The organism is Saccharothrix sp. ALI-22-I, from assembly GCF_001984175.1.
GTDB lineage: Bacteria > Actinomycetota > Actinomycetes > Mycobacteriales > Pseudonocardiaceae > Actinosynnema.
In genome coordinates this window covers 230849-255957 of sequence record NZ_MTQP01000065.1, presented here as the reverse complement: position 1 = coordinate 255957, position 25109 = coordinate 230849, and the positions used below count along the sequence as shown (strand labels likewise).

General features: G+C 70.2%; 23 protein-coding genes and 1 tRNA gene. 15 read left to right on the top strand and 9 right to left on the bottom strand.

The window, feature by feature from the left end; translation table 11 throughout:
* Positions 1–61 precede the first annotated feature (61 nt).
* Positions 62–2047: a cytochrome c oxidase assembly protein gene (locus ALI22I_RS27995; protein WP_077008521.1), complete on the bottom strand. Its 1986-nt coding sequence runs from the start codon at positions 2045–2047 to the stop codon at positions 62–64.
* Between the two features lie 79 nt (positions 2048–2126).
* Here ALI22I_RS27995 and ALI22I_RS27990 point away from each other — a divergent pair, with 79 nt between their 5' ends.
* Positions 2127–2693 (top strand): DUF3558 domain-containing protein, encoded by a 567-nt coding sequence (locus tag ALI22I_RS27990; protein WP_143532464.1) that lies wholly within the window; start codon positions 2127–2129, stop codon positions 2691–2693.
* On the opposite strand, the gene ALI22I_RS27985 is transcribed toward ALI22I_RS27990, so the two are convergent.
* Entirely contained in the window at positions 2659–3846 is a 1188-nt protein-coding gene (locus tag ALI22I_RS27985) for an MFS transporter (protein ID WP_077008519.1), read from the bottom strand. The two genes, ALI22I_RS27990 and ALI22I_RS27985, sit on opposite strands and share 35 nt — an antisense overlap.
* Positions 3847–3908: 62 nt before the next feature.
* Here ALI22I_RS27985 and ALI22I_RS27980 point away from each other — a divergent pair, with 62 nt between their 5' ends.
* Positions 3909–4973, top strand: a complete 1065-nt coding sequence (locus ALI22I_RS27980) for a LacI family DNA-binding transcriptional regulator (RefSeq protein ID WP_077008518.1) — start codon at positions 3909–3911, stop codon at positions 4971–4973.
* A gap of 125 nt (positions 4974–5098) precedes the next feature.
* A tRNA-Arg gene (locus tag ALI22I_RS27975) sits at positions 5099–5174 on the top strand.
* 161 nt (positions 5175–5335) lie between these two features.
* Here the strand turns inward: ALI22I_RS27975 and ALI22I_RS27970 are convergent.
* Both ALI22I_RS27970 and ALI22I_RS27965 read right to left on the bottom strand, forming a co-directional pair.
* The gene (locus ALI22I_RS27970; RefSeq protein ID WP_083752059.1) at positions 5336–5479 is read right to left on the bottom strand and encodes a BTAD domain-containing putative transcriptional regulator; all 144 of its coding nucleotides are present in this window, start codon (positions 5477–5479) and stop codon (positions 5336–5338) included.
* A 10-nt stretch (positions 5480–5489) separates the two neighbouring features.
* Positions 5490–6782 carry a hypothetical protein gene (locus tag ALI22I_RS27965; RefSeq protein WP_143532463.1) on the bottom strand — a complete coding sequence of 431 codons (1293 nt, stop codon included), beginning with the start codon at positions 6780–6782 and terminating at the stop codon, positions 5490–5492.
* 315 nt (positions 6783–7097) lie between these two features.
* Here ALI22I_RS27965 and ALI22I_RS27960 point away from each other — a divergent pair, with 315 nt between their 5' ends.
* Positions 7098–7517 carry a MarR family winged helix-turn-helix transcriptional regulator gene (locus ALI22I_RS27960; RefSeq protein WP_238598606.1) on the top strand — a complete coding sequence of 140 codons (420 nt, stop codon included), beginning with the start codon at positions 7098–7100 and terminating at the stop codon, positions 7515–7517.
* A gap of 191 nt (positions 7518–7708) precedes the next feature.
* A complete protein-coding gene (locus ALI22I_RS27955; RefSeq protein WP_077008516.1) occupies positions 7709–8338 on the top strand; it encodes a hypothetical protein in 630 nt (209 codons plus the stop codon).
* A 186-nt stretch (positions 8339–8524) separates the two neighbouring features.
* Here ALI22I_RS27955 and ALI22I_RS27950 read toward each other — a convergent pair whose 3' ends face one another.
* A complete protein-coding gene (locus tag ALI22I_RS27950; protein ID WP_143532462.1) occupies positions 8525–10114 on the bottom strand; it encodes an amidohydrolase in 1590 nt (529 codons plus the stop codon).
* Positions 10115–10187: 73 nt separating this feature from the next.
* Here ALI22I_RS27950 and ALI22I_RS27945 point away from each other — a divergent pair, with 73 nt between their 5' ends.
* Positions 10188–11135 carry a methionyl-tRNA formyltransferase gene (locus tag ALI22I_RS27945; RefSeq protein ID WP_077008515.1) on the top strand — a complete coding sequence of 316 codons (948 nt, stop codon included), beginning with the start codon at positions 10188–10190 and terminating at the stop codon, positions 11133–11135.
* A 102-nt stretch (positions 11136–11237) separates the two neighbouring features.
* Positions 11238–11906, top strand: coding sequence for an HNH endonuclease family protein (locus ALI22I_RS27940; RefSeq protein WP_077008514.1), 669 nt, complete (start codon positions 11238–11240; stop codon positions 11904–11906).
* A 145-nt stretch (positions 11907–12051) separates the two neighbouring features.
* Here the strand turns inward: ALI22I_RS27940 and ALI22I_RS27935 are convergent, their stop codons facing one another.
* A complete protein-coding gene (locus ALI22I_RS27935) occupies positions 12052–12843 on the bottom strand; it encodes a hypothetical protein (protein ID WP_077008513.1) in 792 nt (263 codons plus the stop codon).
* 151 nt (positions 12844–12994) lie between these two features.
* On the opposite strand from ALI22I_RS27935, the gene ALI22I_RS27930 reads away from it, so the two are divergent.
* From ALI22I_RS27930 to ALI22I_RS27905, 6 genes are all read left to right on the top strand, one after another.
* Positions 12995–14479 carry a CYTH and CHAD domain-containing protein gene (locus ALI22I_RS27930; RefSeq protein WP_077008512.1) on the top strand — a complete coding sequence of 495 codons (1485 nt, stop codon included), beginning with the start codon at positions 12995–12997 and terminating at the stop codon, positions 14477–14479.
* A gap of 86 nt (positions 14480–14565) precedes the next feature.
* Positions 14566–16155: a beta-N-acetylhexosaminidase gene (locus ALI22I_RS27925; protein WP_179118386.1), complete on the top strand. Its 1590-nt coding sequence runs from the start codon at positions 14566–14568 to the stop codon at positions 16153–16155.
* A gap of 52 nt (positions 16156–16207) precedes the next feature.
* Positions 16208–16807, top strand: coding sequence for a DUF402 domain-containing protein (locus ALI22I_RS27920; protein WP_077008510.1), 600 nt, complete (start codon positions 16208–16210; stop codon positions 16805–16807).
* A complete protein-coding gene (locus ALI22I_RS27915; protein ID WP_077008509.1) occupies positions 16804–17415 on the top strand; it encodes a uridine kinase in 612 nt (203 codons plus the stop codon). Before ALI22I_RS27920 ends, ALI22I_RS27915 begins: the two co-directional genes overlap by 4 nt.
* A gap of 16 nt (positions 17416–17431) precedes the next feature.
* The gene (locus ALI22I_RS27910) at positions 17432–17707 is read left to right on the top strand and encodes a DUF6412 domain-containing protein (RefSeq protein WP_077008508.1); all 276 of its coding nucleotides are present in this window, start codon (positions 17432–17434) and stop codon (positions 17705–17707) included.
* 40 nt (positions 17708–17747) lie between these two features.
* Positions 17748–18416, top strand: a complete 669-nt coding sequence (locus ALI22I_RS27905) for a YidC/Oxa1 family membrane protein insertase (protein WP_077008507.1) — start codon at positions 17748–17750, stop codon at positions 18414–18416.
* Here ALI22I_RS27905 and ALI22I_RS27900 read toward each other — a convergent pair.
* Together ALI22I_RS27900 and ALI22I_RS27895 are read right to left on the bottom strand one after the other, a co-directional pair.
* A complete protein-coding gene (locus tag ALI22I_RS27900; protein WP_238598605.1) occupies positions 18325–19359 on the bottom strand; it encodes a fatty acid desaturase family protein in 1035 nt (344 codons plus the stop codon). The two genes, ALI22I_RS27905 and ALI22I_RS27900, sit on opposite strands and share 92 nt — an antisense overlap.
* Before the next feature lie 32 nt (positions 19360–19391).
* Positions 19392–20927, bottom strand: a complete 1536-nt coding sequence (locus ALI22I_RS27895; protein WP_077008505.1) for a PucR family transcriptional regulator — start codon at positions 20925–20927, stop codon at positions 19392–19394.
* 113 nt (positions 20928–21040) lie between these two features.
* On the opposite strand from ALI22I_RS27895, the gene pruA reads away from it, so the two are divergent.
* Positions 21041–22666, top strand: a complete 1626-nt coding sequence (pruA, locus tag ALI22I_RS27890; RefSeq protein ID WP_077008504.1) for an L-glutamate gamma-semialdehyde dehydrogenase — start codon at positions 21041–21043, stop codon at positions 22664–22666.
* A 2-nt stretch (positions 22667–22668) separates the two neighbouring features.
* Positions 22669–23592, top strand: a complete 924-nt coding sequence (locus ALI22I_RS27885; RefSeq protein WP_077008670.1) for a proline dehydrogenase family protein — start codon at positions 22669–22671, stop codon at positions 23590–23592.
* Here the strand turns inward: ALI22I_RS27885 and ALI22I_RS27880 are convergent.
* Positions 23579–25066 carry a hypothetical protein gene (locus ALI22I_RS27880; RefSeq protein ID WP_077008503.1) on the bottom strand — a complete coding sequence of 496 codons (1488 nt, stop codon included), beginning with the start codon at positions 25064–25066 and terminating at the stop codon, positions 23579–23581. The two genes, ALI22I_RS27885 and ALI22I_RS27880, sit on opposite strands and share 14 nt — an antisense overlap.
* Positions 25067–25109: the final 43 nt, after the last annotated feature.

Below are 25109 nucleotides of genomic sequence, written 5' to 3'. Positions count from 1 at the left end.
CTGCTCCGCAGACGGCGGGCGAGGTCGCCTGGAAAGTCGCGACCTCGCGGCTGGGTAGCCGCTAGTCCTTGCCGGACATCTTGCGCAGCATCGCGTTGTACGCGGCGAGGTCCGCGTCACCGTCCGCGTCCGCCCGCCGGTCCGCCCGGCGGGCGTCGCGGCTGTCCGACCTGGCCCACTGCACCAGCAGCGCCACCATCACCACGATCAGCGGCAACTCCCCCGCCGCCCACGCGATGCCGCCGCCGAGCCGCTGGTCCTCCAGCAGCGACGTCACCCACGGCAGGCCCAGCGAGCGGTAGAAGTCCTCACCGATCACGGTCTGCGAGCTCATCAACACGATGCCGAAGAACGCGTGGAACGGGATCGAGGCGAACAGCAGACCGAGCCGCCCCAGCGGCGGCAACCGGTTCGGCGCCGGGTCGATGCCGATCACCGGCCAGTAGAAGACGTAGCCGACCAGGATGAAGTGGGCGTTCATCGCCAGGTGCGCCCAGTGGTAGTCCAGCGCCGCGTCGAACAGGCCGGAGAAGTACAGGCTGTAGAACGAGCCCACGAACAGCGCCAACGCCACGAACGGGTTGGTCAGCGCCCTCGCCACCGGCGAGTGCACGAACGCCAGCAGCCACTCGCGCGGCCCCGGCGGATTGCCCTTGCCCGCCGTCGGCAACGCGCGCATCGCCAACGTCACCGGGCCGCCCAGCACCAGCAGGATCGGCGCCAGCATGGACAGCAGCATGTGCGCTTCCATGTGGATGCTGAACATCGCGGGCGCGTACCGGCCGAGACCGGACGACGTGGCGAACACCACGGTCAGGCAGCCCAGGACCCACGCGATCGTGCGGCCGACCGGCCACGCGTCACCACGCCCGCGCAGCCGTCGCACACCCAGCAGGTACAGCACCGCCAGCGCGATGAAGATCGAGCCGAAGACCAGGTCGAACCGCCAGTCGAACAGCAGCCGCGACAGCGTCGGCGCGCCGAACAGGTCGTAGCCGATGCGCAGCTCCACGGTGCTGGGCAGCACCCGTCCCTCCACCGGTGGAGCCGTGCGGCTCAACGCGGCGGCCAGGCCGATCGTGAGGAACATCAACAGCACCTCGACGCCCGCGAGCTTGACCAGCGAACGCCCGGAACCGGTCGCGACGACCTGCTTCACGCTCTTCTCGCGCTGGAAGTACCCCACGACACCCAGCACGACCAGCGCGACCGTCTTGCCGACCACCAGCAGGCCGTAATCGCTGCTCACGAGTTGGCTCAACGGCAGCCGCACCCACGCGTTGATCACGCCCGACGCCGCCATCACGATCCAGCAGACCAGCGCGAGCTTGGAGAACCGCGTCGTGGCCAACGCCAGGTGATCACCGCCACGCCTGCCGTGCGCGAGCAGCGCGATCAGACCGCCGACCCACACCGCCGCCGCGACCAGGTGGTACAGCAGGCTGTTCGTGGCCACGTCGTGCGAACCGCCGCCCGACGAGTGCCCCGACACCGCCACCGGCACCAGGGCGGACACCGCCAGGAAGAACAACGCCGTGGTCCAGCCCCACGACAGCACCAGCCGGCAGCCCAACGCCAGCAGCGCCACGATCACCGCCGTGATCATCCACGCCTTGGCCTGCTCCACCAGCCCCACGACCTGGAACAACACCGACAGGTCCAGCTGCGAGCCCTGCCCGTCCGTCTCGCTGAACAGCACCGCCGACACCGGCTGGCCCAGCGCGTCCGCCACGGTGAACGGCACCGACAGCACCGCGCCCAACGTCCACACCAACGCCGCCCAGCCCGCCGTGCGCAAGGCCGCGTAACCGTCGGCGGCCAGCGTGCCGCTCTCCTGCGGCGGCACCAGGAACGCCGCCAGCAGCAGCGAACCGATGGTCACCACGGCCGCGGACTCGGTCAGCACGCGCACCAGGATCAGCGCGGAGGCGTCACCACCGGTGACGGTGAGCAGACCCGCCGCGACCAGCGCGGCTATCGCCGTGCCGACGACCAGCAGGGGGATCAGACCGGTGCGCTGGGTGCGGGTAGGCGCTTCAGTGGGCACGGCACGAGCGTAGGCGGACCCGGTTCGCTGCCACCAACCGCCGGACGTGCGGCGATCACAACCACTACCGTTGCTGGACGTGACCGGTTTTCGCACGCTGCTCGTGATGGCCTCCGCCCTGCTCCTTTCGGCGGGGTGCAGCTACACCATCAACGGGGACGCGCTGCCCCAGGCGGGGGTCACACCATCGGCGTCTTCGCCGCCGTCCGGTGCGCCGAAGATCGCCAAGCCGCGCACGGTCGTCGGCGTGGACCCGTGCAAGCTGCTCAACGCCAACGACCTGAAGTCCATCGGGCCGTACAAGAAAGAACCGGCGCGCAAGGACGACGTGATCCAGGAGTCGTGCCAGTACGTGCTGGACGACGGCTCGACCGCCGGCCGGACCGTCGTCGCCGCGCTTTACCAGAAGTACGAGCAGGTGCAGGCCCGGCAGGCCAAGGGCCGTGAGGTGGTCGTCGAGGGGCACTCGGCGTGGGTGCTGTGCGACCTGAGCGGCAACGAGATGGCGTGCACCGCGACCCTGGCGGTGAACGCCAACCGCAGCGTCCTGGTGGCGATGGCCCAGCCCGGTGGCGTCCCCGAACAGATGCTGGCCGCGATGCAGCCGCTGCTCAAGGCCGCGTTGAGTCGGCTCCCAGTCGCGTGAGCTCACGGTTGCGGGACCGCCGCGCCAGCAGCACCGCGGGCACCATCAGCGCGATCACGAACGCCACGAAACCCAGCGAGAACGACAGGTTGCTGACGTGCGCGATGCCGCCGACCATCGGCGGGCCGATCAGGAAACCGGTGTAGGCGACCGTCGTCACCAGGCCGATCTCGCGTTCACCGCCGGTGCCGTCGGCCCGCCTGCCCGCCTCGCCCGCCAGGTCCATGATCACGGGGAACGCGAAGGCCAAGCCCAGGCCGACGAAGGCGAACCCGACGTAGCCGAACGCGGGCTCCTGGACCAGAACAGCCAGCGCGAGCCCCGTCGCCGCCACCACCGCGCCCGACGCGAGCAGCCGGTACGGGCCGAGGCGGCGTTGCACGGGCTCGCCGAACATGCGTGCGGCGGCCATCGCGACGGAGAACCCGGCGTACGCCGCCGCGGCGGCAGCCTCGCTCAGACCGCGTTCGTTGACGAAGAACAGCGCCGACCAGTCGGACGTCGCGCCCTCGGCGATCGCGGAGAACAGCGTGATGACCGCGAGCAGCCACAACAACGGCCGCTTGAGCACCGGGCGGTCGTCCTTGGGCGTGTCCGCGGTCTCGCCGGTCACGCCCGGCACGGCCTTGATCACCCACGCCATCGCGAGCGTGCCGATGACGGCGACGGTGACCAGGTGTCGGGTCAGGCCCCAGCCCACGTTCGCCGCGGCCGCCGCGCCCAGCGAGCCGACCAGGCCGCCGACGCTGAAGCCCGCGTGGAACTGCGGCATCAACGGCCGGTCCAGGCTCCGGGTGACGGCCACGGCGGCGACGTTCATGCCCACGTCCAGCGCCGCGCCGCACGAGCCGAGCACGAACAGGATCAGCCCCAGTTGCAGGGGTGAACGGGCGAGCGTGAGGGAAGGCACGGCCAGGACCGTGACGACGACGCCCGCGATGATCAGCTTGCGGGCGCCCACGGTCGTGCACACCCGGGCCGCGAACGGCGCGGTCAGCGCCAGGCCGACGCTCGCACCGAGCAGTGCCAGGCCGAGCGTCGCCTCGGTCGCGCCGACCTGCGCGGCCAACGCGGGCATGCGGGCCGCCCAGGACAGGAAGAGCGCCCCGTTGAACAGGAACACCGCGAAGACGGCGAGGCGTGGCGTGGGCATGTGTTCGAGTGTGACTGAAGCGCTTCAGAACGTCCACTCGATTACCTGGATACGCTCACCACGTGGACCGCCCTCGGAAGCCGACGCTCGACACGGTGGCCGGCGTGGTCGGCGTGTCGCGAGCCACGGTGTCCAACGCCTACAACCGGCCGGACCAGCTGTCCGCCGCGTTGCGCGAGCGGATCATGCAGACGGCGGCGTCGCTGGGGTACTCGGGACCCGACCCGGTGGCGCGCAGCCTGGCCACCCGGCACAGCGCGGCCGTCGGGTTCATGCTCGGACAGGGGCTGTCGGCGTCGTTCGCCGACGCCGCGCTGTCGATCGTGCTGGACGGGCTGGCCTCGACCGTGGACGGGCACGACCACTGCCTGGTGCTGATCCCCGGGCGGGACAAGGGCGGACCGCGCCCGGAGACCGTGGCGCGGGCTCAGGCGGACGTCGTGGTGGCTTATTCGCTGCCGGACGACGCGCCCGCGTTGGCGGCGGTGCGGGCCCGCGGGCTGCCGATGGTGGTGATCGACCAGCCCGTGCTGCCGGACACGGCACGGGTCGAGGTGGACGACTTCGGCGGGGCGCGGCTGGCGGCGTCGTCGCTGTGGGCCCTGGGGCACCGGAGGTTCGGGGTGCTGACGTTCGCGCTGCACCCGGACGGGCACAACGGCCCGGTGACACCTGAACGACTGACTTCGACCCCGTTCCGGGTGACACGGGACCGGTTGAACGGCTATCTGGACGTGATCGGGGCAACCACCCCGGCATGGGAGTGCGCGCGGAGCAGCCGCGAGTTGGGCCGGGCGGGCGCGCGGGCACTGCTGTCCGCGGTGCCCGCGGAGCAGCGACCGACGGCGCTGCTGTGCGCTTCGGACGAGTTGGCGTTCGGTGCGCTGCAGGCCGTTCGGGATCTGGGACTGCGCGTGCCGGCCGATGTCTCGGTGATCGGCTTCGACGATGTGCCCGCTGCCGAACACGCAGACCCACCGTTGACTACTGTGCGTCAACCCCTGGCCGAGAAGGGCCGGCACGCGGGCGAATTGGCGCTCCGCTTGCTCGACGGCGGCAGACCAGGCGAGCCGACAAGACTGGCCGTTTCCCTGGTTTCCCGCGACTCGACAGCCCCTCCAGAGTGATCCACGTCACTTTTTACCCCTATTGATCACTCTTCCGGTGCCTCGACGGAAACGCCCCGCGTCTTCCGGACGATGTGTCCGGTGGGGCGGCTACGCTGCTACAGCGCGTGGTCACAGCCCCTCCAGCCTCCGTAGCTCAGTGGAGAGAGCGAGGGACTTCTAATCCCGAGGTCGCAGGTTCGAATCCTGCCGGGGGCACCAGATAGACGAGCCCTGACCTGTACTGGACAGGTCAGGGGTCAAGATCAAAAGGGTTCAGAGGGACGTTCGTGGAGCCTCTCGTGGAGCTTCGGCGGCTCTGGACCGGCTCCAGGGCTGCACCGGACGGGCGGAACGGCGGCTCTACCGGCCGTCTTCGGTGTTCAGGAGCCGGTCAGCAGTCCCCGGTGCACTGCCTGCAGCCGCGTGCCGGGACTGACTCCCAGGTCGTCGCGCAACCGGTGCCGGAACGCCTCGTAGTCGAGCAGGGCCTCGGCGGTGTTGCCGAGCGCGGACAGCACGCGCATCCGCCCTGGGCTACACCGGGCGGGCGGAACGGCAGCTTTTGGCTCGGCAGCCCCAGGTTGTGGTGGTCGAGCCGACGGTCACGAGGGCGGCGTGGGCCAGGAAGCGGTCACGTTTCGTGCGTTCGTCCTGGGTATCGCAGTCGCACGGGACGTCGGGGGCGGGCTGCTCGTTGTGGGCCAGGCCCATGTAGCCCAACGGGACGCCCAGGCCTTTCGCGATGTCGGTGAGGGTGTCGTAGGACTCGACCTTGGCGCCGGCCAGGACGCGGTTGACGTCCTGGGGGTGTTGGCCGGTCAGGGCGGCGATCCGGTCGCACGGCACGCCGTGGTGCAGCAGGAGTCGGTAGACGGTGGTGATGTCGCGCGACGCCAGCGCGGCGCGCATCTCGTGCTGCTCCCACACGTCGGGCAGGTCCGCCTGGACGCGCACGGGCCGCACAGCGCGCTCGTCCACGGCGGGGCCGGGGGCGGTGGCGGCTAGCCATTCGACCCACGCCCACTCCGGCTCCGCCGAATTGGCCATGGCGCGTGGGTCGGCGGTGGAGAGGGCTACGCCGCGCACGGCGTTGCGGAAGTTGTACGGGACGGCCGAGGACGCGGGGATGCCGCACGTGGAACCGGCCAGGATCGCGGCGATGGACTCGCTCGACGGGCCGCCTCGCCAGTACAGCTCCAGGACGTCGTCGACCACGATGCCGTCCAGCCACGTGGCGCCGCGCCACAACGGCAGCCTGCGCAGCACACCGCTCATCAGGTCCACGGGCAGCGTTGGGGGTGGGGCGGACTCGCGTGGGTCGAGGTCGTCGGTCATGGCCAGGTCGGTGGTGAAAGCCAGGTCGGTGGGCAGGCCGGTGGCGACGGCTTGGCGCCAGCGTTCCCGCGTGACGCCCAGCAGGCGCAGCTCGCCGTCCGGCGAGCGCAGGTCCAGGTGGTCCCGCCGCGGGCGGACGCGCAGGCCGGGCACGCCGCGGATCCGGCCGCCCACGGCCACCGGCAGCACCTCGGCCAGGAGGTGGTCGAGCGCGGCGTCGTGCACCTGGAGGCCGAGCACCCTGGAGTCCAGCTGCACGCGGCTCACCAGGGACGTCGGGCGCAGCGCGCTGCCACGTCGGCGCATGCGCGCCATCGCGCGGGTGGCCGCGTCCAGCACCGCCGCCTCGAACCGGCGTTGGCCCGGCGTGCGGGCGCACGGCACGAGCGAACCGGGCTCGACGCCCGCGCCGCCGCGTTGCCGGCGGACCGCGTTCGGTGTCTCGCCGGTGCACCAGCAGCGCTTGATCAGATGGTGGGGACTTGTCGACACGAGGAACCTCCGCGGACGCCGCCCGGTCGACGCCACCGGGTTCGCACAGCCGAACCACGTCGAACCGGCGGAAATGCGGGGCACGTCGTTCGAACGCGCTCTGGAGGCACCCACTCCGTCCGGGTCTGGAGGAGCCTCGGTGGCAGCCGCACCTGCCAGGTCACGAAACTACAACAACACCGATGGCCGGTGGGGATCGATCACTCGAAGGTGCGAATCGTGGTGCTGGTCAGAGTTTGCGGCCGACCGCGGCCAGGCCGGCGAACCGCTACGGGCATAAGATGTAGACCCATACCTGTACTTCAGGGGGTCGAGTTGGTCGAGTTGTCCGTAGGCGCCACGTGGTCCGGTCTCCGGGCGCTGCACAACCGGATCAACGCCAGCCTGGAGCGCGCGTTGCAGCGGCAGTTCCACTTCGGGATGTCCGAGTTCACCGCGCTGTGCGCGTTGGCGGACGCGCCTGAGGGTGAGTTGCGGATGCAGGAGCTGACCGAGGTGGTTGGGCTGAACCAGAGTTCGGTTAGCCGGCTTGTCGCCCGATTGGAGCAGTCTGGGCTGACCGGGCGTGAGGTGTGTGAGACGGATCGGCGGGGTGTGTACAGCTGCATCACGGACGCCGGGCGTGACGTGTACGCCGATGCGTTGTCGTTCTACGAGAAGACGCTGGCGGGGATCTTCGACGAGGTCGAGGCGGACGCGGAGCTGGGGCCGCTGCTGAAGAAGATCCGCGACTAGCTCGGTTCGCTTGGTTCGCTGGTTGGCTTGGTTCGCTGGTTGGCTTGGTCGACTCGTTGCGGTCGGTTCGTTGCGGTTAGCCCGTTCGCCTGCGATCCGATCGCGTGCGGCGCCCGTTCGCGGGCCGCGGATTGTCGGACCCCGCCGGTAGAATCGAACACGAGTTCGATCGCGCGCGAGGGGAGCTTGTCGTGGAGCCGATCAGCGTCACCGCCCTGTCCTTCACCGAGTACGTCATGAGCGGCCAGCGTGGCCGGATCAGCATCGTGTCCGAGCAGCGCCGCATCTACCTGTCGTCGGAGCAGTGGGTGGCCGGGTTCTACAACCCGATGCGGGACGCGATGCGGCGGGCGGCGAACTCGCCCGATCCGGCGGCGGAGTTGGAGAAGGCGGTGGCGGCGGCGCACCGCCAGCCGCGGGCCGGGCAGCCGCGGGCGTTCGAGGAGTTGCGGGAGGGGTTCCTGCCGTGGTTGCGGGCGACGAGAGCGACAGGTGTGCCGACGGGGGCGGCACGGTGGCAGGCGGGTGATCTGGCGTTGCGGGTGCGGCCGCAGCTGGGGTTGCGGATGCCGGACGGGTCGCGGGCGGCGGTGCTGGTGTACGTGAAGGAGACGCCTATGACGCAGGAGGCGGCGAACGTCGGGCTGCGCATCCTGCAGCAGACGGTGTCCGACACCCTGCCTGGTGCGATTCCGTTGGTGTTGGACGCGCGGCGGGGGCGGGCGTTCCGGATGTCGCGGCGGACGAATCTGGCGAAGTTAGACGCGTTGATCGCGGCTGAGGCGGCGGGGTATGTCGTGCACTGGCGGATGAGCGCCTGACGGGACAGCGCGCCGGGCCAGTGGTGTTGGACCGGTCGGGCTCGATTTGACATGGGCCCTTACGGGCAGCCTATGGCACCCGAACCCATGTCAAATCGAGCCTCGTCGGCCACCTGCGGGTCCGTTGTGAGCGCGGGGGATTTGGTGGCCTTGTCGGCCGGTGACGGGCCTGTCGGGGCGGGTTGGTCAGTCGGGGGTGAAGGCGGCTGGGTCGTGGGCGAAGACGCCGTTTACGACGGTGGCCTGCACTTCGATGTCGCCGATCTTGGAGACGTCGCAGGTCAGCGGACTGGTGTCGAGGATGGCGAAGTCGGCCAGCTTGCCCGGCGTGATGGTGCCCAGCACGTTCTCGCGGTGGCAGGCGTAGGCCGCGCCGGTGGTGTAGGCGGCGATTGCCTGCTCTACCGTCACTGCCTCGGCCGGGCCGATGGGTCGTCCTTCCTTCGACAGTCGCTCGACCATGAACTGGATGGCGCGCAACGGTTTTCCGTCCGCGACCGGCCGGTCGGAGCTGCCCGCCAGTGTGATTCCCCGGTCGAGGAAGGCCTTGCCGCGGTACATCCACGGTGCGCGTTCGGGGCCCATGATCTCGGCGTAGTCGTTTCCGTAGGCCCAGAGGAACGTTGGCTGGATCACCGGGATCACGTTCAGCTCGGCGATCCGGTCCAGCTGCTCGGGCCGCACCAAGCCGCAGTGCTCGATCCGGTGTCTAGCGTCCACGCGTGGCATGGCGTGTTGGGCTTCGGACAGCGCGTCCAGTGCGAAGTCGACCGCACGGTCGCCGATCGCGTGCACTGCGAGTTGCCAGCCGGCGGCGTGGCCGTCGATGATCGCCGCGCGCATCAGGTCGGGGTCGTCTTGGAGTTGACCGGCTGTCTCCATGCCTTCGTACGGCCAGGTCAGCGCCGCTGTTCGGGCCATCATGCCGCCGTCGGTCCACAGCTTGAGCGGACCGATGGACAGGCGGTCGTCGCCCAGACCGGTGCGCAGACCCAGTGGTACGGCTCGGCGGATGCCGTCGGCGGTGTGGGCGGATACCGGTTCCAGGCGGTCCGCGGACACCATGAGTTGCACTCGGATCGGTAGTGAGGCGCGTTGGTAGGCCTCGACTTCCAACGGGCTGCTGCCGATCAGGCCGCCGCCGACGCCGGCCTCGGCCGCCAGCACGATGCCTTCGGTGAGGCACTGCTGTGCGCCCGATTCGACGTCTGCCGCGATGTCGTCCAACGAGTACGGCAGCCGTAGTGCCCGCACCGCGGTCTGGGCGCCCTCGGCCAGGAAACCGGTCAGCGCACCTGTCGCGTCCCGCTGCGCGTCGCGCAACACCGAAGCCGGCAGCACCGCTAGCACGTCACCGCTCACCACGCACGCGTGCCCGGACAGGTCCTGCACGTAGATCCGCGGTCCGATCAGGTCGAGATCGCGAGAGGCCAGGGGTCGGTCCAGGGCTCGGTGGTCGTAGCCGGCCACCTCGATCCAGCCCGAGGAGCGGTGGGCGTCGCGTAGGACGTCCAGGACCTGTTCGACGGTCACGCAGGAGGAGATGTCCAACGTGCGCGCCGCTCGGCCGGCCCACGCGAGGTGATTGTGGGCGTCGATGAACCCGGGCAGCACCACGGCCCCGTCTAGGTCGACCACGCGTCGCGCGGGCAGGTGGGCCACGTCGTCGTCCAGGCCGACGATCCTGCCGGCCCAGATGCCGATCACGGACGCCGACGGCCGGGCCGGGTCCACGGTCACTACCTGCCCGCCGACCAACTTCAGGTCCAGGATCACCCGTGAAGGCTAGCCCAGGTGACTTAGGTTAGGGTTGGATAAGTTAGGCGAGCCTATGCAAGGAGGAGCCCCCATGCGGGTCGTCATGTTCGGCTACCAGACCTGGGGTCATCGCACGCTCCAGGCGCTGCTGGACTCCGAGCACGAGGTGGTCCTGGTCGTCACGCACCCCAAGAGCGACCACGCCTACGAGCGGATCTGGAGCGACTCGGTCGCGGACCTGGCCGCCGAGCACGGCGTCGAGACGATCATCCGCAACCGCCCGGACGACGACGAGCTGTTCCAGCGGCTCAAGGAGGTCCAGCCGGACGTCATCGTCGCCACCAACTGGCGCACCTGGATCCCGCCGCACATCTTCGACCTCCCCAAGCACGGCACGCTGAACGTGCACGACTCGCTGCTCCCCGCCTACGCGGGTTTCTCGCCGCTGATCTGGGCTCTGATCAACGACGAGAAGGAGGTCGGCGTCACCGCGCACATGATGGACGACACGCTGGACGCCGGTGACATCGTGCTCCAGCGCGCCGTCCCGGTCGGCCCGCGCGACACCACGGCCGACCTGTTCCGCAAGACGCTCGAACTGTTCGGACCCATCACCGTGGACGGACTGGCCGAGATCGCCAAGGGCCGCACCGACTTCACCAAGCAGGACCGCTCGAAGGCCAGCTTCTTCCACAAGCGCGCCGAGGAGGACCTGCGCATCGACTGGACGTGGGAGGCCGAGGAGCTGGACCGGCTGGTCCGCGCCCAGTGCGCGCCGTACCCGAGCGCGTTCTGCTTCCACAAGGGCAAGCGGCTGGAGATCGTGGAGGCCGAGGTGTCCGCGGAGCGTTACGGCGGCACGCCCGGTCGGATCTTCTACCGCGAGGGTGACGGCGTCACGATCGTCGCGGGCGCGGAAGCACGCCGTGGCCGCAGCCATGCTCTGCTGGTCAAGCGGGTGCGCACCGAGGACGGTGCGGAACTGGCCGCGTCGGAGTACTTCAAGCACATGGGCGGGTACCTCACGAGCCGCCCCTGACCGCGCCGAACAGCTGTCGGATGTGACGCACGGAACCGGGTTATTCCGAACGATTTCGGGCCTGGTGTTCCGATCGGGGCGGTCATCGCTGATCATTGGTGCATGAGCGGCAAGCGGTCGACCACGATTGTCAGCGGCGTCGTGTTGATCCTTTTGATCACCGTCGGCTGCAATGTGCCCCAGTCCTTGCAACCGACCGCCTCGCCGTCCGGTGGCGCGCCAACGGGTCCGGCCGCGCCCGGAGACGACCCGGCGGCGCAGCTGGCGGCGTTGACCGTGGCGCCCGAGGGGAAGATGACGGGCTACAGCCGTGACCGGTTCCCGCACTGGAGCAGTCAGGGGAATTCTTGCGACACGCGGGAGATCGTGCTGCAGCGGCAGGGCGCGGACGTGAAGACCGATGGTCAGTGCAAAGCGATATCCGGGACGTGGACCAGCGCTTACGACGGTGTGGTCGTGACCGATGCGGGTGATCTCGACATCGACCACATGGTGGCGCTGGCCGAGGCGTGGCGGTCGGGTGCGGACAAGTGGACCGATGAGCAGCGCGAGAAGTTGGCCAACGACCTGGGCGGGTTGCAGCTGATCGCGGTGACGGCGAGCAGCAACCGGTCCAAGGGTGACCAGGACGCGGCGAAGTGGAAGCCGCCGGTGCAGGCGTACTGGTGCACGTACGCGCGGGCCATGGTGTCGGTGAAGACGCTGTACGCGCTGACCGTGGACGAGGCGGAACGCGACGCGCTGGGCGCAATGTTGCAGACCTGTGTTTGATGGCTGTGTTTGATGGCTGTGTTTGATGGCTGTGTTTGATTGCCGCTGCTCCGCAGACGGCCGGCTCGGTCGCCTGGAAGTCGACCGCTCGGGTGGGTGGCTGGGCTGGGCAGACGGCGGGCGAGTCGACCTCGCGGGGGCGGGGTTAGGGGCGTAGGGACTCTAGTTGGTCGACTATGTCGGTGTGGGCTTCGGCTCGGCGGACCCAAGCGGCGAAGCCGGAGGCGGCGGAGGGGATTTCGCCCAGGGGGGAGATGGGGTCGGTTACGCCGTATTCGAGGCGGTAGGCGACCAGGGCTACGGCGGCTTCTACCCAGCGGGACGGGTCGGGGGCGGTGATCTCGCCGAGGCCTACGCGGAACCACAGGGGTAGGCGGGTGTCGGCGGCCAGGGCTCGGTTGAGGCGGTGGCGGGCGATGTCCTGGATTTCCAGGCGGGCCTTGTCGCCTGCCATCACGGCTTCGGCGCGCCACGGCGTCTCGGCGGCCAGCTGGTCGGCGTCGAGGCGTTCGGCGGCGGCCATCGCGCCCGATTCCTGGGCGTTGACGCGCCACTCCAGGTTCTGCACCTCGTGTTGCAACGCGTCGCGCTCGAAGCGCGGCATGCGGCCGGACGAGAGCTTGGCCAAGCCCGCGTTCAGCTGCTCTCTCAACGACTCGTACTCGGTGACCTCGGCGCTCAGTTCGGCGCGGACCGAGTCGGCCAGCAGTTCCTGTTCGGCGTCCCACGCGGCGCGCAGCGCGTTGACGGTCTCGGTGATGCCCTCGACCGCGTCGAGGTCTTCGTCCGGCCCCGATCCGGCGCCGGACAGTCTGCGTTCCAGCACGAGCAGACGGGCGCTCACCCGACCGAGTTCGGCCGTCAGCGCCTGGGTGGTGGCGACGAGGTCAGCGACCGTCGGCTCGACCTCGTCGAGCCGCTCCTTCTCAGTGGGCACGCGAACCAGCCAACCGCACCGCGAGGCCCTGTCCAGGCACGGAACTGAAAAACCACGCGTACGGGCCGATACAACCCCCCGGCCTGGTTAACGGACGATTACAGACGGTGAGATAGGTCTGAACTTCGATCAAACGGTGTATGTCTTGTACATGTCGAGGTCGGTACACGAGACGGAACGAAAGTACGAGGCCCCCGGCGGCACCGCGCTGCCGGACCTGGCCGATCTGCCCGGCGTCGCCGCCGTGGCCGGCCCGGAGGAACAACAGCTGGAGGCGGTCTACTACGACACCGCCGACCTCCGGCTGGCCCGGGCCGGGTTGACGATGCGACGCCGCACCGGCGGCGAGGACGCGGGCTGGCACCTGAAACTGCCGGTCAGCGTGGACACCCGCGAAGAGGTGCGGCTGCCACCGGGCCGCGCCGCCAAACACCCGCCCAAGCAGCTCAGCTCACTGGTCCAGGTGCACGTCCGCGGCAACGAGTTGACGCCGGTCGCGCGCATCCAGACCCGGCGGCAGCGCTGGCAGTTGGTCGACGACAAGGGCAACCTGCTCACCGAGGTGGTCGAGGACCTGGTGTCCGGGCAGGCCCTGGCGGACGGCTCGCCGGTCGACTCGTGGCGCGAGATCGAGGTGGAGCTGGGTGAACGGGGTGACGTCGCGCTGATGGACCGGGTCGAGGAACGGCTGGCGGACGCGGGCATCACGCGGTCCTCGTCGTCGGCGAAGCTGACCCGCCTGCTGGCCGACCGGATGGCCCCGACCGCGCCGCCGCCCACCAAGCGCAAGTCCGCCGGTGACGTGGTCCTGAGCTACCTGCGCACCCAGGCCGACGCGTTGAAGCACGAGGACCCGCGCGTGCGCCGGGACGAGCACGACGCCGTGCACCAGATGCGGGTGGCGACGCGGCGGATGCGCAGCGCGCTCCAGGCGTTCGGCGCCATCGTGGAACGCGACGACACGCGTGAGCTGACCGACGAACTGAAGTGGCTCGCGGGCACACTGGGCGAGGCCCGTGACCTGGAGGTGCTGCGGAGCCGCTTCGAGCACGGCCTCACGGCGCTCGACCAGGAGCTGGTGCTCGGCCCGGCCCAGGCGCAGCTCGTCCGGCACTTCGCGCCGCTGGAGACAGCCGCGCAGGCGACCGCCGTGGCGGCGTTGGACAGCGGTCGGTACTTCGCGCTGCTGGACGCTGTCGACGCGCTGATCGCCGACCCGCCGTTCACGCCGTTGGCGGCCGAGAAGGCCACGAAGGTGCTGCCGGAGTTGATCGACAAGACCTATCGCAGGCTGGCCAAACGGGCCGAGAGCGCGAACGACGACATCGGGCTGCACGAAGCCCGCAAGGCGGCCAAGCGGCTGCGGTACGCGGTGGAGGTGTCCGAACCCGCGTTCGGCAAGCGGGCGAAGAAGTACCGCAAGAAGGTCAAGGCGGTGCAGGAGCTGCTGGGCGAACACCAGGACAGCGTGGTCGCGCGGCCCATGTTGCGGGAGCTCGGCGCGAAGGCCCACGTGGACGGGGAAAACGGCTTCACGTTCGGTCTGCTGCACGGTCTGGAGACAGCGGCGGCGCAGCGGGTGGAGGATCGCTTCCCGTCCGTCTGGCGGGATCTGGGCAAGCCGAAGCTGCGGTGATTGGTCTGGACCTTGACACCTCCTGGTGCGGCTGAAACGGTGACGGAGCCGCCGCTCGGTGATCCACGCTGACCAGGAGGACGTCAGTGCTTCTTACAGAAGGCGCCGGACGGCGCGGGTTCGGTCGAGCGCTCGTCGCGCTGCTGCTCGCCGGCGCGGCGGGCACGGCGGTTCCCGCCCTAGCAGCTCCGGAGACGCCGTTGCAGCACATCGTGCCCGCCCCCGTCACAGTCACCCCGCGGCCGGGCGTGACGTTCACGCTCAGCGCGGACACCAGGATCTACACCCACCCCGGTTCGGCGCAGGCGAAGCAGGTCGGCGAGTTCCTGGCGGGCGTGCTGCGCCCGTCCACGGGCTACCGGCTGCCGGTCGTGCCCGGCGCGTCCGGGCGGCACATCTCGCTGCTGCTCGTCGGCGCCGACGAACGGGTCGGCGCGGAGGGCTACCAGCTCGACGTGACGCAGCGGGGCGCGGTGATCCGGGCGCGGACGGCCGCGGGCCTGTTCGCGGGCGTGCAGACGTTCCGGCAGATCCTGCCCGCGAAGGTGGAGGCGAAGACCAAGCAGCGCGGACCGTGGACCGTGCCCGGCGGGCGGGTGCTGGACTACCCGCGCTACGCCCACCGGGGCGCGATGCTCGACGTGGCCCGGCACTTCTTCTCCGTCGAAGAGGTCAAGCGGTACATCGACCAGATCGCGCTGTACAAGGTGAACCGGCTGCACCTGCACCTGACCGACGACCAGGGCTGGCGGCTGGAGATCAAGAGCTGGCCGAAGCTCGCCACCTACGGCGGCAGCACGGAGGTCGGCGGCGGCACCGGCGGTCACTACACGCAGGAGCAGTACAAAGACCTCGTGGCCTACGCCGCCGCACGGCACATCACGGTGATCCCGGAGATCGACATGCCGGGCCACACCAACGCCGCGCTGGCGTCGTACCCGGAGCTGAACTGCGACGGCGTCGCACCGCCGCTCTACACCGGCATCGAAGTCGGCTTCAGCTCCCTGTGCATCGACAAGGACATCACCTACACGTTCGTGGACGACGTGCTGCGCGAGCTCTCCGCGTTGACGCCCGGCCAGTACATCCACATCGGCGGCGACGAGGCGCACGCCACCACGGACCCGGACTTCGACCTGTTCATGGACAAGGTCCTGCCGCTGGTGGCCAAGCACGGCAAGACCGCGACCGGCTGGCACGAGTTCGTCAAGGCCGGTCCGCCGGCGGACGCGGTGCCGCAGTTCTGGGGCACGAAGACGGTCGCGCCGGACATGGTGGAGGCGGCGGCCCGGGGCAGCGAGATCGTCCTGTCGCCCGCGACCAAGGCGTACCTGGACATGAAGTACGACGCCAACACCAAGCTGGGGTTGAGCTGGGCCGGGTACACCGATGTCGAGGACGCGTACGACTGGAACCCCGGCGCGTACATCGAGGGGCTGCCGGCGGACGCGGTGCGCGGGGTCGAGGCCCCGCTGTGGAGCGAGACCACCACCAACTCGGCCGACCTGGAGTTCATGGCGTTCCCGCGCCTGCCGGCGATCGCGGAACTGGGCTGGTCGCCTTGGTCGACGCACGACTGGGAGAAGTTCAAGGTGAGGTTGGCCGCGCAGGCCGACCGGTGGCGGGTGATGGACGTGAACTACTACGCCTCACCGCAGGTGCCCTGGGGCAAGTAAGGGCCGCTGGGGAGGCAGGACCGGCACCTGCCTCCCCTTTAGGCTGGTCCGCATGGGGCACTTCCAGCCAGGGGACGTGGCGTTGCGGCGCGAGGTGTTGCACGGCAAGCCGTGGGCCGTGACGCCGACCAGGGTGGTGCTGGACGAGCCGGACCTGCTCGTGGTGTTCACCGCGCCGGACGTGGCCTTCGGGTTCCCACCGCACCACTGGCCGCACCACTGGCAGACCCTCGGCCGGACGCACTGGCGCGGTACCGGCAAGCTCCAGCTGCACCGGCCCGGTGACGCGTACTCGGTGGACCTGTACTGGCAGGGCGCCGAACGCCGGTTCGCGGGCTGGTACCTCAACCTCCAGGACCCGTTCCGCCGCACGCCCCTCGGCTTCGACACCCTCGACCACGCGCTGGACTTCTGGGTGCCGGTCGAGGGCGACTGGGAGGAACTGGACCGCGACGAGTTCGAGGAGCAGGTCGCGGAGGGCAAGTACACCGCCGAGCAGGCCGAGTCGATCCGCGCCACCGGCAAGGAGCTCGAGGCGATGCTGACCGCCGGGACCACGTGGTGGGATCCGAAGTGGGGGTTGTGGGAGCCGGACCCGGACTGGCCGGTGCCGGTGCTGCCCGACGGCTGGCAGGACTACCCGGTCCTATGAAGGTCGTTCCGCTCTCGCCGCAGACCCTCGTGGACGAGTTGGTCGGGCGGATCGACGCGTTGACGCGTTCCACTTGGGCGCGGGTGTTGATCGACGGTGCCCTGCCGACCAGGCCGGGTGAGCTGGCGGACGCCCTGGTGGAGCCGCTGCGTGCGCTGGGACGTCCGGTGTTGCGGGTCTCATCGAAGGACTTCCTGCGGCCGGCGTCCGTGCGGCTGGAGTACGGCCACGAGGACCCTGACTCGTTCCGCGACTCGTGGTTGGACGTCGGCGGGTTGATCCGCGAGGTGCTGGAACCGCTCGATCCCGGTGGGTCGGGGCGGGTGTTGCCGGCGCTGTGGAACGCGGAGACGGACCGGGCGCACCGGGCCGACTACGTCACGCTCGGCGCGGGTGGGGTGCTTCTGCTCGACGGCACGATGCTGCTGGACAAGTGGCTGCCCGCGGAGCTGACCGTGCACCTGTGGCTGTCGTCGGGTGCGTTGGAGCGGCAGATGCCGGACGACTGGCGGTGGACGTTGCCCGCGTACGCCTCCTACGAGCCGCAGGCCGACGTGACGGTGCGGTACGACCACCCCGCACGCCCCGCGCTCGTGGGTAGAGTGTGATCAGGGAGGTGGGGGCATGGCCAGGCTGCGGTTGTTGTTGGCGCTGTACCTGCCCGCTCTCTACGCCCTCACCCTGCTGAACACACCGACCGAGGTGCTGGCCGCCGTGACGGCGGTGGCGCTGGTCGTGCTGCTGCTCACCGCCACGCCGGTGGTGCAGGCCGCGCCCGCGTGGGTGCGGTCGTTGTCGATCCGCGAGAAGTCACTGCGCGCCGCGTTCCTGCGGCTGCGCGATCCCGACGCGGCGGGTCGTCCCCGTCCTCGAGCACCGGGACTCGGCCTCAGCTCCTGAGGCCCGAAGTTCCGCTTGTTCCGAGGACGGAGTTCTCCCCTTGTTCCACGCCCTGGGCTCAGCCCTGGCCGGGTTCGCCACGCCTGCCCTGGCCATCGTCGCCTTCACCGTCGTCGTCCGGCTGCTCATGCACCCGCTCAGCCGCGCCGCCGTGCGCGGTGAGAAAGCACGCGCCGCGTTGGCGCCCGAGGTCCGCAAACTGACCGAGAAGTACGGCAAGGACAAGATCAAGCTCCAGGAGAAGACGCTGGAGCTGTACCGGTCCAACGGCACCTCGATGCTCGCGGGCTGTCTGCCCGCGTTGGTCCAGGTGCCGTTCTTCATGGTGATGTACCGGCTGGTCACGACGCCGAACCCGCTGCTGGACGGCACGCTGCTGGGCGTCCCGCTGGGCACGCACTGGTTCGGGGTGTGGGCGCACACGCCGGTGTTCCTCGCCCTGTTCGCCGTGCTCACCGGGGTCGCTTTCGCGACCTCCCGGTGGCAGGCGGCGGTTGCCCTGAAAAACGGAGGGCCGCAGCCGCCCTTCGCGAGGCTGCTGCGGCTCCTGCCGTTCGGCACCGTGTTCATCGCCGCCGTGTTGCCGTTGGCGGCCGGGGTCTACCTGGTGACGACGACTACCTGGACCCTGCTGGAGCGAGCTTTCCTGTACCGCGCAGTTCAGCTCCCGCCTCGTGCAGGTACTTCAGCACGTGCCCGTAGGACGTGAACAGGCCGCACTCGGCGTAGGACACCGAGTGGCGGTGGCAGAAGTCGCGGACCAGCGCCTGCGCGCGGCGCAGGTGCGGTCGCGGCATGCTCGGGAACAGGTGGTGCTCGATCTGGTAGTTCAGGCCGCCGAGCAGGAAGTCGGTGAACCAGTTGCCGCTGACGTTGCGCGAGGTCAGCACCTGCTTGCGGAGGAAGTCGAGCTGGTGGCCGGCCTGGAGCACCGGCATGCCCTTGTGGTTGGGCGCGAACGAGATGCCCATGTAGACGCCGAACAGTCCCTGGTGGACGGCGATGAAGACCAGCGCCTTCACCGGGGACATCACCAGGAACACCGTGGTCAGGTAGACGACGACGTGCGTCGCCAGCAGCGCCAGCTCCAGTCGCCAGTTCTTGACCTCGCGGCGCACCGCGGCGGCCGTGCTGATGATGTGCAGGCTGAAGCCTTCGAGCAGCAGCAGCGGGAAGAACAGCCACGCCTGGTGCTTGACGATGAGCCGGAAGAAGCCGCGCTTGCGGGCGGCCTGCTCGGCGCTGAACGCGAGGACCGAGATGTCGACGTCCGGGTCCTCGTCCTCGTGGTTGGGGTTGGCGTGGTGCTTGCTGTGCTTGCCCATCCACCAGCCGAAGCCGACGCCCACGAGGAGGTTGCCCAGCAGCAGGCCGGTGGTGTGGTTGGCCCGGCCGTTGGAGAACACCTGCCGGTGGCCCGCGTCGTGGCCGAAGAACGCGATCTGGGTGTAGACGATGGCGAGCACGACGGCGACCGCCAGCTGCCACCACGAGTCGCCGATCAACACCAATGCGACCCCGGTCAGTCCCAAGGCGGCGATCAAGCCGACGAGGAACGTGATGTAGAAACCGATGCGCCGGTCCAGCAGACCTTGCTGCTTGACCAACCTGGACAATTCAGCGAAGTCGCTGCCGCGGGCTTGGGTGCTCACTCCCGGAGGGTACGGCCCGTTTGGCCGCCGGCTCATCCCAGCCTGAGTTGCAACTGGGCGAACAACCGGAGCAGCGGGTCGTCCAGATCGAATCCGCCGACCTCCGCCGCACGTCGGACCCGGTACCGGAGGGTATTCGGGTGAACGTGCAGCTTGGCGGCTGCGCGTTTTACGTCACCGAATTCGTCCAGGTAGGCCAAAAGTGAACGGGCCAGTTCCCCATCGAGCTTGGCCAGCCTCGGATCGCGGATCCGCGGGTGTTCGGCGAGCAGGGCGAGCGTTTCGCTGATCAAGACCCGGGACCGGACGTCTTCAAGGGTCGCCACGTCGGCGTCGAGGTCGCGGGACATGGCGTCGAGGACCCGGTCGGCCTCGTCCCGGGAGATCATCACTTCGTCCACTGTGGACACCGTGGAGCCGATCGCGCCCTGCACGCGCAGGCCCATGTGCTTGCGGGCGGCGGCCACGATCTCCTTGGTGAGGGTGATCAGCGGCGCCGTGGGCGGCAGGTCGGTCAGCAACGCGTACGTGCGGCCGCTCTGCTGGCTGACCAGGGCGCTGCGCCGGTACGCGGCGGCGTGCACGGAGATGAGGCTGGTCATCTCGGCCCGGCGCAGCTCGTGCTGGGTGCGGTCGGCGTGCTCCTGGCCGCGCAGGGCGAAGACCACGACGGCGGCCGGTTTCTCCGGGTCGGCGCCGATCTGCTCGGCGATCGCCTCGGCGTCCATCCGGCCGTCGAGCAGGGACGCGAGCAGGTTCTCCCGGAAGGCGGCGGCGGGTTCACGCTGCTGGACCAGGTGCAGGGCGGTGACGCGGGCCGCGCCGAGCAGGGCGCGTTCGGCCTGCTCGGTGAGGGGTGTGGCGCCTTCCTGGACCCAGATCGTGCCGAGTGGCTGCGTGCCGGCGTGGATGCCGACCGCGATGCGGCGGCGGATGCCCAGCTCGGGGCGTTCGTCGATGCGGACGACCTCTTCACCGGACCGCAGGCGCTGGTAGACGCCCCACTCGCGAAGCATCTTCAGGTACGGCTCGGGTCCTTGGCGGCCCAGGATGGACAGGCGGCGGAGTTCGTCCACCTCGTCGATGGAGCGGGAGTAGGCCAGCACGCGACTGGCGGTGTCCTCGATGCTGACGATGCCGCCGGTCAGCGAGGCGATGGTCTGGGCAAGGCCGAACAGGTCACCGAGGACTTCGCCCGCGCCCGCGTCGGCCGTGACGCGGGCGTTGTGCACGACGCCCTTGGCCAGCGCTTCGAGGTGTTCCCACCGGACCTCGGGCCGCACGGCGAGCAGCGCCACGCCCGCGTCCGCCGCCGCCTGCCTCAGCACGGGCACCGGCACTTTGACCGCCACCGCCACCGCTCCCCCGGCTCCAGCGGCCCTGACCAGCGGCAACGCCGCCCGACCGCGCGCACCGATGATCAACGCGAGATCGCCGGGGCGGACGTCGGGCGTGTCGTCGGGGTCGAGGATGACGACGTCGAGGACGTCGGCCTCCAGCCCGTGCGGCGCGACCTGCACTTCGACCAGCGGATCGCCGAGCGCGATCAGAACCTGCCGCAGACTCACTTGTTGTCCATTCGTACAACGGAGGATGGCCAAGCCTAGACGTCTGGACAACGGAGCGCTTGGTCGGAAGTCCTACCGTTGGTACACCAACCCTGTGGCGTAAGGAGCTGCTTGTGGATGCCGTGACCACGGTCCCCGCACCGGTGAACGAGCCCGTCCTGAGCTACGCCCCCGGCACCCCGGAACGCGCGCAGTTGCAGGCGAAGCTGGCCGAACTGGCCAAGGAGCCCACCGAACTGACCCTCACCATCGGCGGGGAGCAGCGGGTCGGCGGTGGCGAGCGCTTCGACGTCGTGCAGCCGCACAACCACCGTGCCGTCCTCGGCACCCTGCACGGCGCCACGCAGCAGGACACCCGGGACGCCATCGCCGCCGCGCGGGAGGCCGCGCCGGCGTGGCGCGCCATGTCCTACGACGACCGCGCCGCGATCCTGCTGCGCGCCGCCGAACTGCTCGCGGGCAAGTGGCGGGCCACGCTCAACGCGGCCACCATGCTCGGCCAGTCCAAGACCGCGATCCAGGCCGAGATCGACGCCGCCTGCGAGCTGATCGACTTCTGGCGCTTCAACGTCTCCTTCGGCCGGCAGCTGATCGCCGAGCAGCCGCAGTCCTCCCCCGGCGTGTGGAACCGCACGGACCACCGCCCGCTGGAGGGCTTCGTCTACGCGATCACCCCGTTCAACTTCACCGCCATCGCCGGCAACCTGCCCACCGCGCCCGCCCTGATGGGCAACGTGGTGCTGTGGAAGCCGTCGCCGACGCAGAGCTTCGCCGCGCACCTGACCATGCGGCTGCTCGAAGAGGCGGGCCTGCCGCCCGGCGTGATCAACCTGCTGCCCGGTGACGGCCTGGCGGTGTCCGAGGTCGCGCTGGCCGATCCCGACCTGGCGGGCATCCACTTCACCGGCTCGACCCGCACGTTCCAGCACCTGTGGGGCCAGGTGGGCGCGAACATCGCGAACTACCGCTCGTACCCGCGGATCGTCGGCGAGACCGGCGGCAAGGACTTCGTGCTCGCGCACCCGTCGGCGGACGTGGACGTGCTGCGCACGGCGCTGATCCGGGGCGCGTTCGAGTACCAGGGGCAGAAGTGCTCGGCGGCGTCCCGCGCGTACGTCCCGCGTTCGGTGTGGAACCGGATGAAGGACGAGTTCCTGGCCGACGTCGAGTCGTTGACCATGGGCGACGTCACGGACTTCTCGAACTTCCTCGGCGCGGTCATCGACCGGCGGTCGTTCGACAAGCTGAACGGCGTGCTCCAGGCCGCTCACGGTGACGATCAGCTGGAGGTCGTCGTGGGCGGCACGGCGGACGACTCGGAGGGCTTCTTCGTGCGGCCGACCGTGCTGCTGGGCACCAACCCGGAGCACGAGGTGTTCACCACCGAGTACTTCGGGCCGGTGCTGGCGGTGCACGTGTTCGACGACGCCGACTACGACACCGTGCTGCGGCAGATGGAGAGCGCCGCGCCGTACGCCCTGACCGGCGCGATCATCGCCCAGGACCGGGCCGCCGTCGCGCACGCGCAGAACGAGCTGCGGTTCGCCGCGGGCAACTTCTACGTCAACGACAAGCCGACCGGCGCGGTCGTCGGCCAGCAGCCGTTCGGCGGCGGGCGGGCGTCGGGCACGAACGACAAGGCGGGCTCCGTGCACAACCTGCTGCGCTGGGTGAGCCCGCGTTCGATCAAGGAGACCTTCGCGGCTCCGACCTCCTACCGCTACCCGCACCAGGGGTGATCATGCTGCGCTCCACGTTGCTCGCCGCCTCGCGATCCGGGGCGATCCGCGGGCTGGTCGAACGCACGCCGCTGACCCGGCCGGTCGTCAAGCGCTTCATCTCCGGCGACGACGTGGACGCGGCCGTCGCCACCACCGGCGAGGTGCTGGCCGACGGCCGGTACGTCACGCTGGACCGCCTCGGCGAGGACACCCGGGACGCGGCGCAGGCCACGGCCACCGTCGAGGCGTACCTGGACCTGCTGCGCCGGCTCGAACTCGCCGGGCACAGCGGGCGGGCCGAGGTGTCGGTGAAGCTGTCCGCGGTGGGCCAGTTCCTGCCGGTGGACGGCGAGAAGACCGCGTTGGAGAACGCCCGCCGGATCTGCGCGGCGGCGGGTGCGGCCGGCACCACGGTCACCCTCGACATGGAGGACCACACCACCACGGACTCGACGCTCGGCATCCTGCGCGAGCTGCGGTCGGACTTCCCGTGGGTGGGGGTGGCGCTCCAGGCGTACCTGAAGCGGACCGAGCAGGACTGCCGGGACCTGGCGCACGCCGGGTCCCGGGTGCGGCTGTGCAAGGGCGCGTACCAGGAGCCCGCGGCGGTGGCGTTCCAGGACAAGGTGGACGTCGACCTGTCGTACGTGCGGTGCCTGAAGGTCCTGATGGCGGGCGCGGGCTACCCGATGGTCGCCTCGCACGACCCCCGGATGATCGCCATCGCTTCGGAGTTGGCGCGGGACCGGCGGCCGGACAGCTACGAGTTCCAGATGCTGTACGGCATCCGGGCGGACGAGCAGCGCCGCATCGCCGCCGCGGGCAACCGCATGCGCGTGTACGTGCCCTACGGCGACGAGTGGTACGGCTACTTCATGCGGCGGCTGGCCGAGCGACCGGCGAACGTGGCGTTCTTCCTGCGGTCGCTGGTCACCACAGGCTGACCAGGAACTGGTGGTGGGTCGCGCGGGCCAGGTCACGCCCGAACAACGCCGGGTTGCGCGCGGCCGACTCCCGGTAGAGCACGCACGCCTCGGCGATCGCGGCCGACGCCTCGTCGCGGCGGCCCAGTGCGGCGTAACGGAGGCTGAGCCGGTCCAGTGCGCCGGCCAGCTGGGGCGTCCAGTCGTCGTCTTCGGCGGCGACCACCCGGCACAGCGCCACGGCTTCCTCCGACACGGCCACGGCTTCCTCGGTGCGGCCGAGCGCGATGAGCCGCAACCCCAGGTCCGTCAACGCGTCCGCGAGTGCCGGGGAGTGCTCGGCCGGGTCGTCCTCGGCCAGTTGCCGGTAGAGGGCGACCTCGTGGCGTGCGGCTTCGAGCGCTTCCTCCCGGAGCGCGGCCAGGGCGGCGCGGGCGCTGAGCGCACCGTGCAGTTCGGCCAGTTCAAGCGTGGACGCGGTGCCGGCCTGGTCTCGGAGGTGGGCGCGGTCGTGCAGGAGGACTCGGGTGAGCATGGCGGGCAGCGGGTCGCGGTGGAAGCGGGGGTCGTCGAAGACGCGCCGTGCGACGGCTCGGACCGACGCGGGTGAGGTGAGCGCCCTCAGGGTGGCGGCGGTGGCGGTGGCGGCCAGGTGCGGGTGGGCGGTGAACAGCTCCTCGGCGCGGCGGCGGACGTGTGGCCAGCGGTCGGCGGCGCGGAGCAGGGTCTCCAACGCGTGCGGGGTGCGGTCGGGTGCGATCCGGTCGTCCAGCAACGTGACGGCGAGGAAGTCCTCGGCGAGCCTGCTGGTGGGCGGGTTCGGGTCGACGCTGACCAGCCACCGCACCAGGTCGGCCGGGTCGTCGGCCGGTGATCCGCACACGGCGGCGAGTGCGGCCAGGTGCACGTCGTGGCAGTTGTCCACAGGCCCGTAGTTGTCCACAGGCCCGCCCTCGGCCGACCCGAATTGTCGGTCCCAGCCGGCAAGATCAAAGCAGGGGTCCCCTTCGGCGGGGACCTCTGCGAAGCGTGAGGCCGCGTCCGGCGCGGGCGTAGTGGGGAGCGGACGGCCGAGGGCGTCGGCGAAGGCGGCGCAGGCCGTGGCGAAGGAAGGCCCGTGGCGGTCCGGGCCCACGACCAGCTCGGCGTTGCGGTAACCGCTGTCGCCCGCGCGTTGGCGTACCGACGACCACCACCACCCGGCGGTGCGGGCGACCAGGAGGACGCGGTCGGTCGCTTCCTGGAGCAGTTGGTGCAGGTTCCGCCAGGGCATCAGATCCGCGTCGTCCACCACCCGGACGGCGGAGGTGCCGGCGAAGTGCCGGGCCAATCTGGTCTTGCCGACGCCCGCCGGGCCGTGCAGGAGGAGCACCGACCGCGGCTCCTCGCCGTCCCGCCACCGCGCGAGAGCGTCGAGTTCGTCCGCACGCCCCTGGAACGGCACCACCTCGCGCCGCGGGTCGAGCAGCTCACCGGGCGTAGGGACGCGGTCCACCCGGCACATAGTGCCCGTATCCCCGCGCCACGATCAGGCGACC

Coding starts and splice junctions, on each gene's coding strand:
- ALI22I_RS27985 (WP_077008519.1), bottom strand. CDS start 3,846: ATGCCCACGCCACGCCTCGCCGTCTTCGCGGTGTTCCTGTTCAACGGG.
- ALI22I_RS27970 (WP_083752059.1), bottom strand. CDS start 5,479: ATGCGCGTGCTGTCCGCGCTCGGCAACACCGCCGAGGCCCTGCTCGAC.
- ALI22I_RS27945 (WP_077008515.1), top strand. CDS start 10,188: ATGCGGGTCGTCATGTTCGGCTACCAGACCTGGGGTCATCGCACGCTC.
- ALI22I_RS27940 (WP_077008514.1), top strand. CDS start 11,238: ATGAGCGGCAAGCGGTCGACCACGATTGTCAGCGGCGTCGTGTTGATC.
- ALI22I_RS27930 (WP_077008512.1), top strand. CDS start 12,995: ATGTCGAGGTCGGTACACGAGACGGAACGAAAGTACGAGGCCCCCGGC.
- ALI22I_RS27920 (WP_077008510.1), top strand. CDS start 16,208: ATGGGGCACTTCCAGCCAGGGGACGTGGCGTTGCGGCGCGAGGTGTTG.
- ALI22I_RS27915 (WP_077008509.1), top strand. CDS start 16,804: ATGAAGGTCGTTCCGCTCTCGCCGCAGACCCTCGTGGACGAGTTGGTC.
- ALI22I_RS27910 (WP_077008508.1), top strand. CDS start 17,432: ATGGCCAGGCTGCGGTTGTTGTTGGCGCTGTACCTGCCCGCTCTCTAC.
- ALI22I_RS27885 (WP_077008670.1), top strand. CDS start 22,669: ATGCTGCGCTCCACGTTGCTCGCCGCCTCGCGATCCGGGGCGATCCGC.